We start from the raw sequence: 7,797 nt of genomic DNA, 5'->3' as shown, positions 1-7,797 counted from the left end.
CGTTTTTTGATTTCTACAAAGGCAAGTCTGGCCTTACTAATGTTTATCCCCATTTGATTAGGCAATAATAAACTGTATAATGAAAATATTGCGAAAGGGAGGAGCAGATTTATGACAGAAGTGAACAGTACATCAAAAAAGACTGCTATTTTAGGATGGAGCATTCCAGCGATTGAAGCGATGGACAAATTGGACAGGCCGTTTGTCGTCGTCGGTCCACCGGATTTCGTCAGTTTTGCCAAAGAACACGACATCCCTTTCATTCCATGGGATTTCGACCGTTTGAACGAAGGGTCCGATGAATTATACGAACGGCTCAACGAAATGGGCGTTAAACTGTCTGTGCCGATTTACGAAGAGACGGTAGAATGGGCAGGGGTCTTGAATGCACGCTTTTTCGACGACCCGCGCGTATTCAACCGCTCGCTATTGCTGCGCGATAAAGGCCTGATGAAACGCAAGGCACAAATGTCGGGTATCAAGGTGGGCGTGTTCGAGGAAGCGTATTCAAAAGATGACATCCATCGCTTCTTAAAACGCGTCAATGATGCCTTGATTAAAATAGACGGAGACACCAATGACCCGATCCATATTAAACCATTAAACAAAGCAGGTACGGTTGGGCATATGATGATCCAAGATGCCAACGATATCGACAAAATCGAAGTGCAGGAATTCCCATATCTAATGGAAAGCCATCTAGACGGGCAGGAATTTTCATGTGAAGTATTCGTCCATGACGGCGATATCAAATTCCTCAATATTACGGAGTACGTTAAACTCGGGCATTCCAATTTCGTGCCGGCTTCACCGGCGCTCGAAGAATGGCGACCTCAAATCAAAGAGCAGATCCAGAAGCTGATCGACTCGTTCGAAATTAAATACGGCGTCATCCATCCGGAATACTTCATTTCCCATGATGGGACATTGAATTTCGGGGAAGTAGCAGCACGCGTACCTGGCGGCCACATCTTCGACTTGATCGAACGCGCCTATGGATTCAACGCTTTCCAAGCGCAGATCTTGTGCAGCGACCCGGAGACGACAGCTGAGGAGCTGGAAGAATTTTTCCCGGAAGAAGTCAGCTCGGCTACAGGCTATGCTGGCAGCTTGATGGTGTATCCACGTGTCCGGTTGATCGAGAAATTGGATATTCCTGGAGAATTGAAGAACGATTCTTATTTCGAAAAGCACGATTTGTTCATTCCGGTCACATCCAAAGTGGCGGAACGCGTCGGATTCGGCAACCATTACGGCACGCTGTTCTTCTTCGGGGACAATAGCGAGCGCATGGAAGACTTGCTGAAAACTTATGAGAATTACGATTTCTACCATTAAAAATCTGGGGGTTTATCAATGGCAACTGAAGCATCTACATTAAAAGAAAAATTCGGACAAGCCCTCCGTACGCTAGAAGAAGCAAAACCGTTTGCGAAAAGCATGTACCAAACGGAAGTGTTTCAACTAGCGACGGAACTGGCAGGAACCGACGATGGATTGGCGATGCTTTATGATTACGCAGCTGATTTTGACAAAGCTGGTGTATTCAACGGTGGGCCATGGGCAGAAGCGGAAAACTTGGAGCCGGCATTTGTCGGCGGATCGCTTCATGTCAAAGGGCTCAATTCTGTAGTGGAATTGATGAGCGAGCTGCGCATGCTGTCGATTTCAGAAGCGCAGTATACACATGAAAAAGTGTCGCCGGAAGAAGCCAGCGCTTTCTTGAATGAAGTATTGGCTTTGAACTTGGATTTATTGTTTCCAGCAGAGACCGAAGAAGCACGGGTTGAAGGTGGAGGAGCGCATCTTGAACGCGGAGAACGCCTTTTCCGCTTTCTCGGCGACAAATTGTCTTACCGGGCGGTTGCGCAAAAACTTGTTGAAGAAATCGAGCGGCTGACGGTCCAGCGGCCGATCATGGTCGACCGCATCGTCTCGATGATCGATGCAGCAACGCAGATGGTCGATGAAGACATAGATGACAACACGAAAGATACCTTGCATTATTACGAGCAGGCGGTCACTGCGCCCACTGCGTTAAGTGCACAAGAACCGGACTTGAAAGCTTACCGCAAAAAACTGGTCGATGCAGATGATGAAGCGCTCAAGCAGGAGGCACGTGAATATGCGGCGTCCATGAACAAAACGGGTCTCGTGGCACCGATTGCGGCTATCTATTTGCGCTTTATTAATAGAAGCAAACCGGAACTCATCCCGGAATTCCTGGACTTATCGGAAATGGGCGTAGCCAGTTTTAACGCCAACCAGGAATTGGTGCAAGACATGATCCATTTTGCGGTCTATCCGCAGACGAGCCGCGTCGTTTACGGTTTGTCCCGCATGCTCGACCGCGGCGTATTGACACAAGACCCGATCATTCCAGGCATCCGCAGGCTGTTTGATATCGATATCCGCCCGGAAGTGAAAAAACGGATTTTGCGTCCCGAATTCCGCAAAGGCGGGCTTTCCGGAAATGGCGTGCTTATCGGAGGCGTCATCTCGGTCCTTGGCCAGCCGCTCGGCATCGGCCAAGGCTTGAATCCGACATGCCAATCGGCGCGCGCCATCAGCTTATGGGCGCAGCACGGCATCTCGCAGCTGCTCGATTACGTGGCACGCGCGGTGCGTGAAAACGATATCGACATGATTTTCGAAGGGGAAGAAGTGCATTCAAATGTTATTGAAGACGGCGTCGCCGCAGAAATTCATCACGAGCTGGATCCGGTGTCGAGTGTACTCGTTCCGCATCTCGATAAAATCTATAACGAAATGATGAAGAAAACCTTCCTGCGCGGCGAAGATGGCCATAAATGGGTCAACCCTGAATTTTATGGTGAATGGATCCCGCGTGGATTTGCCAATATCATCGATCCGCTGACAGGCTTTGTGACGGATTACGATGCGTTCGTGCGCTTGTTCTATGCGACGCATCATCCTGAGTACAACGAAGGTTATGAAATGATTTACCCGAACCCTGTCGGCATCTACATTACCAATGTGCACGGTAAATTGCTCGGGCTTCATGCGGTCTCTATCCAGCGCGTTGCAGAAGACCCGGATGAGGAATACCGCATCTATTTCTATAACCCGAATAATGACAGCGGCCAAAACTGGGGGCAGGGAATCGAGACAAGTGTCGCCGGAAATGGCGAACTCGAAGGTGAATCATCCTTGCCGTTCCATCAATTCGTCGCCAGGATGTATGCGTTCCATTACAATCCTTACGAACAAGGCGACACGTATATGGTAGAGGAAAGCGATGTCGACCAAGTCGAAAAATTAGCCCGTGAAAGCTGGGGCCAGACTTATACATGGACGTGAAGACATAAAAAGAAGACCCAGGAAAAGTTCCTGGGTCTTTTGCTGTTTCAATTGTTATGGTTGGTCCTGCACGACGTTTGCTGCTTGCGGCCCGCGATTGCCGTCGATGATATCGAACGAGACGGCTGCGCCTTCTTGTAGCGATCGGAAACCATCACCTTGGATGCCGGTAAAATGGACAAAAACATCATCACCGTTGTCACATTCGATAAAGCCATAGCCTTTTTCTGAATTGAACCATTTCACAATTCCGTGGTGCATGGACCTTCCCCCTAATATTCAGATTGTCGAACCCTCAGCCTTAGAGCCAATGGATGGCTTAACTATACATGATGGTGCATACAAGGTCAATACAGCGATGGGGCGCCGTTTCAGCCTGTTTCACGTTATAATGGGAATAGGACACCTTAAAGGAGAGAATCCATGAATCCCCAAGTAATTGCGGACTGCCGCATGAAAGTAAAAAGCATCTATGAACAGTTTGACGCGAGCCACGACTGGCAGCACATCGAGCGGGTGCTGGAGAATGCCCGCCACATTGCACAGGCAGAAGGCGGCGATCAGGCGCTGATCGAGCTTGCCGTGCTGTTGCATGACGTCTCCGATCCGAAATACAAAAAAGCAGGGGAAGACCCGGAACAAGAAATCCTCGGGCAGCTCGAGCTGTCGGACAAAGAGCGCAGCGACATCCGTTCGATCATCCGGACCGTGTCCTTTAAAGGCGGCACGAACGAGGAACCGCAATCGATCGAGGGCAGAATCGTCCGGGACGCCGACCGTCTCGATGCCATCGGCGCCATCGGCATCGCGCGTGCCTTTGCCTACGGCGGCGCAAAAGGTCGTAAATTATATGACCGGGATGAACAAGCACGCACAGCGATGACTGAAAGCGAATACCGGAACGGCGATACGAGCACCGTAACGCATTTTTACGAAAAGCTTTTGCTGTTGAAAGAGCGCATGGTGACGGATAGCGGAAAGCAAATGGCTGAAGAACGCCACCGATTTATGCTATCCTTTCTAGAGCAACTACAAAACGAAACGGATGGGAAAAAATGAGCCACTTACACGTAACAAACTTAAGCAAATCAGTGGGGGTCAAAACCCTCTTTACTAATGTCGAATTTTCGCTGTACCCGGGAGAACGCGCCGGTTTGATCGGCGTCAACGGCACCGGCAAGTCGACTCTTTTGTCGATCCTGGCAGGAGATCTCGAATCCGACACGATGGAAATGGACCATCCGAAAAAATACCGGATTACCTATTTGATGCAGGAGCCTGAGTTCGATGAATCGCTGACGGTCCTTGAGACTGTCTTCTCCGGCGACTCGCCGCTGCTCGCGCTCAACCGGTCTTATGAAAAAGCGCTGCAAAACATGATCGCCGACTCAGGGTCCGAACAATTGCAGGAAGAATTGATGAAAATCCAGGAAGGCATGGAACGCGAAAATGCCTGGGACATCAACGCCTTGGCGAAAACGGCCTTGACCAAACTTGGCATCGATATGTACGACCAGCAGATCAGCGAATTGTCCGGCGGCCAGCGCAAACGCGTAGCGCTCGCAAAAGCCTTGATCGAACCGGCCGACTTGATCCTTTTGGATGAGCCGACCAACCATTTGGACGCAGGCTCTACGGAATGGCTGCAGGAAACGCTTCTGCGTATGAACAGCGCCATGCTGTTCGTGACGCATGACCGCTACTTCCTCGATGCTGTCTCGACGCATATTTTTGAACTGGCGGATCAGACGATGTATACGCATAAAGGAAACTACGGCGATTACCTGGAAGCGAAAGCCGTTAGAGAAGAAATGGCCGAAGCGACGAAACAAAAGATGCACAACCGTTTCCGCTCGGAGCTGAAATGGATCCGCCGCGGCGCGAAAGCCCGCAGCACGAAGCAAAAAGCGCGCATCCAGCGTTTTGACCAATTATCGGAAGACATTCAATCAACGTCCGATAACACGAGCCTTGAATTATCGATGCAAAGCCAGCGACTGGGCAAGAAAATCATCGAAGGGGAAAACTTGGCCGTTTCCTACGGCGACCGCGAAATTTTCCATTCGTTTGACTTCCTCTTGCAAGGCGGCGACCGTATTGGCATCGTCGGCCCGAACGGTGCAGGGAAATCGACACTTATGAAATTAATCGCAGGTGATTTGGAAGCCACAAGCGGCACGTTGGACTACGGCAGCACCGTCAAGATTGCCCATTTCACGCAGCGTTTACCGGAAATGGACGAATCCCAGCGCATGATCGAATACATCCAGGAAGTATCGAGCGATTTCGAAGCGGAAAAAGGCGTGCGCCTGTCTGCGACTCAAATGCTCGAACGATTCCTGTTCCCGTCGAATGCCCACGGTACCTTGATCGGTAAATTATCAGGAGGCGAGCGCAAGCGCTTGTACTTGCTGAAATTGTTGATGGAAAAACCGAATATTTTGATGCTGGATGAGCCGACGAATGATTTGGATATCCAAACTTTATCTGTTTTAGAGGACTTTTTGGAGAATTTCCCAGGGGTCGTCTCTTTTTCCTTGACCGGATCGCGAAAAAGCTATGGACGCTCGGCAGCGGCACTGTCGACGAGTACCAAGGACTCTATACGGACTGGCTGAAAGAAAAGAAGCCGGTAGTTGAGCCGCAAGCTGTTACTGTGGCAAATGATACACCGGTTGCTGACTCTGCACCGCAGGCACCGGAAAAAAAGAAAAAGATGAGTTTCCTCGAGAAAAAGGAATATGACGGCATACTCGACAAAATTGCGGAAGTGGAAGAGAAAATTGAACAGACCGAAGCACAAATGTCCAAGGCCGGCTCTGACTTTGATAAATTGCAGGAATTGACCGACCAAATCGATGCTTACACCGTCGAATACGACGAATTGATTGAACGGTGGAGCTATTTGCAGGAACTGGCAGAAGCGTAATTTACACAGGAGGGATTATCTTGAAAATAGTAGCGATTGAACCGACTCCAAGCCCGAACACGATGAAAGTGATCATCGACCAGGAATTGCCGTTCGGGAAAAGCCATAATTACAAGGAAGACCAAACAGAAGGCGCACCGAAAGAAGTGCAGGAAATCTTAGAGATCGATGGTGTCAAAGGCGTCTACCATGTGGCAGATTTCCTCGCCGTCGAACGCAATGCGAAATCCGACTGGGAAGGTATTCTTGCGGATGTGCGGCGCGTCTTCGGCGAAGGCAATGGCTCCGAGGAAGAACTCGAGATCGATGAGCATTTCGGCGAAGTGTATGTTCATGTCCAGGAATTCAAAGGCATTCCGTTGCAAGTAAAAGTGTTCGATTCGCAATCGGAAGAGCGCTTTGCGATGCCGGAACGTTTTGTGCAGGCGATGAACAAAGTCATGGATCCAACCGATGAAAACTTCATTTTTCAGCGCAAATGGGCAGATTACGGCGTCCGCTACGGCGAAAAAGAGGAAATCGGCAAAAGCATCGTCGAAGAAATCGAAGCGGCTTACCCTGATGACCGTTTGGAATCTTTGACAAGCAAAACCGAATCGAATGAATCGGCTGGCAAAATCGACAAACGCAGAGTATCGTTGGAAGAATTCGACGCACCGGATTGGGAGACACGCTTCCAATTGCTCGGCCAATTGGTTGAAGCGGATCTCGAGGATTTGCCGCTGTTAGGCAAGGCCTTGGAAGACGATAAAATGTCGATTCGCCGCCAAGCAGCCATCTACCTCGGCGACATCGACGACGAAACGGTCGTACCTTATGCTGAACAGGCGATGAGAGACAAATCGTGGGCGGTCCGGCGCACAGCTGGCGACACCATCAGTGACCTTGGCTTTGTCGCGTTTGAACCAATCATGATCGAAACCTTGAAAGACAAAAACAAGCTCGTGCGCTGGCGTGCCGCGATGTTCTTGTATGAAACCGGGACGGAACGAGCGCTTCCGGCATTGAAAGATGCGGAAAATGACCCTGAGTTCGAAGTGAAGCTTCAGATCAAGATGGCGATCGCCCGCATCGAACAAGGCGAAGAAGCGCGCGGCTCGGTATGGAAGCAAATGACCGAAGCCCGCCAGACGATGAAAGACAATAAGTAAGAAACAAATGTTTCCCGCCTGCTTCCTTGAGGTAAAGAGCAATACGACGCTTTACTTGGAGGAGAGAAAATGGTGAAAAATAAACAAGTGTATTCAATAGAAGTCCTTTGCCGCGGCAAATACGAATCATGGGAATTCGAAAAAGAAGAAGAGCGCGACAGGTTTTATGAGTCGGTGAAGAAAAAATTCGCTGATCACGCGTTCGAACAAGAACCGACAGATGTGGAAGATACCGAAATCCTGCAGCTGAGCGCCAATTCGATGCATATCGACGACGAAGGCGAAGTGGACCAGAAAATGCACTATGACTGGTTTCATTATGATAGTTTTGGAGATATGTTGTCGTATATCAACGGGCAATATAAGAATAAATAAAAGGTAACTACGAAAAAAAGT

The 7,797-nt window shown here is 49.6% G+C and carries 6 protein-coding genes and 1 pseudogene; 6 read left to right on the top strand and 1 reads right to left on the bottom strand.

Annotated features, from left to right (window positions below; genetic code table 11):
- Positions 1–111: 111 nt before the first annotated feature.
- Both ON064_RS15700 and ON064_RS15695 read left to right on the top strand, forming a co-directional pair.
- The gene (locus tag ON064_RS15700) at positions 112–1,338 is read left to right on the top strand and encodes an ATP-grasp domain-containing protein (RefSeq protein WP_274625511.1); all 1,227 of its coding nucleotides are present in this window, start codon (positions 112–114) and stop codon (positions 1,336–1,338) included.
- Between the two features lie 18 nt (positions 1,339–1,356).
- Entirely contained in the window at positions 1,357–3,321 is a 1,965-nt protein-coding gene (locus tag ON064_RS15695) for a hypothetical protein (protein WP_274625510.1), read from the top strand.
- Positions 3,322–3,375: 54 nt separating this feature from the next.
- Here the strand turns inward: ON064_RS15695 and ON064_RS15690 are convergent, their stop codons facing one another.
- Positions 3,376–3,582, bottom strand: coding sequence for a cold-shock protein (locus tag ON064_RS15690; RefSeq protein WP_058380613.1), 207 nt, complete (start codon positions 3,580–3,582; stop codon positions 3,376–3,378).
- A gap of 162 nt (positions 3,583–3,744) precedes the next feature.
- Here ON064_RS15690 and ON064_RS15685 point away from each other — a divergent pair, with 162 nt between their 5' ends.
- The 4 genes and pseudogenes from ON064_RS15685 to ON064_RS15670 all read left to right on the top strand — a co-directional run bounded on the left by ON064_RS15685 (position 3,745) and on the right by ON064_RS15670 (position 7,776).
- Complete coding sequence (locus ON064_RS15685) at positions 3,745–4,380, top strand: HD domain-containing protein (RefSeq protein ID WP_274625509.1); 636 nt, start codon at positions 3,745–3,747, stop codon at positions 4,378–4,380.
- Positions 4,377–6,250, top strand: a pseudogene (locus ON064_RS15680) (ABC-F family ATP-binding cassette domain-containing protein). The gene ON064_RS15685 and the pseudogene ON064_RS15680 overlap by 4 nt, the downstream one beginning before the upstream one ends.
- A 20-nt stretch (positions 6,251–6,270) precedes the next feature.
- Positions 6,271–7,401 (top strand): conserved virulence factor C family protein, encoded by a 1,131-nt coding sequence (locus ON064_RS15675; RefSeq protein ID WP_274625508.1) that lies wholly within the window; start codon positions 6,271–6,273, stop codon positions 7,399–7,401.
- A gap of 69 nt (positions 7,402–7,470) precedes the next feature.
- Positions 7,471–7,776, top strand: a complete 306-nt coding sequence (locus ON064_RS15670; protein ID WP_274625507.1) for a hypothetical protein — start codon at positions 7,471–7,473, stop codon at positions 7,774–7,776.
- Positions 7,777–7,797 lie beyond the last annotated feature (21 nt).

Source organism: Planococcus sp. A6, from assembly GCF_028823615.1.
Taxonomy (GTDB): Bacteria; Bacillota; Bacilli; order Bacillales_A; family Planococcaceae; genus Planococcus.
This window is presented reverse-complemented; position numbering and strand designations above follow the sequence as displayed.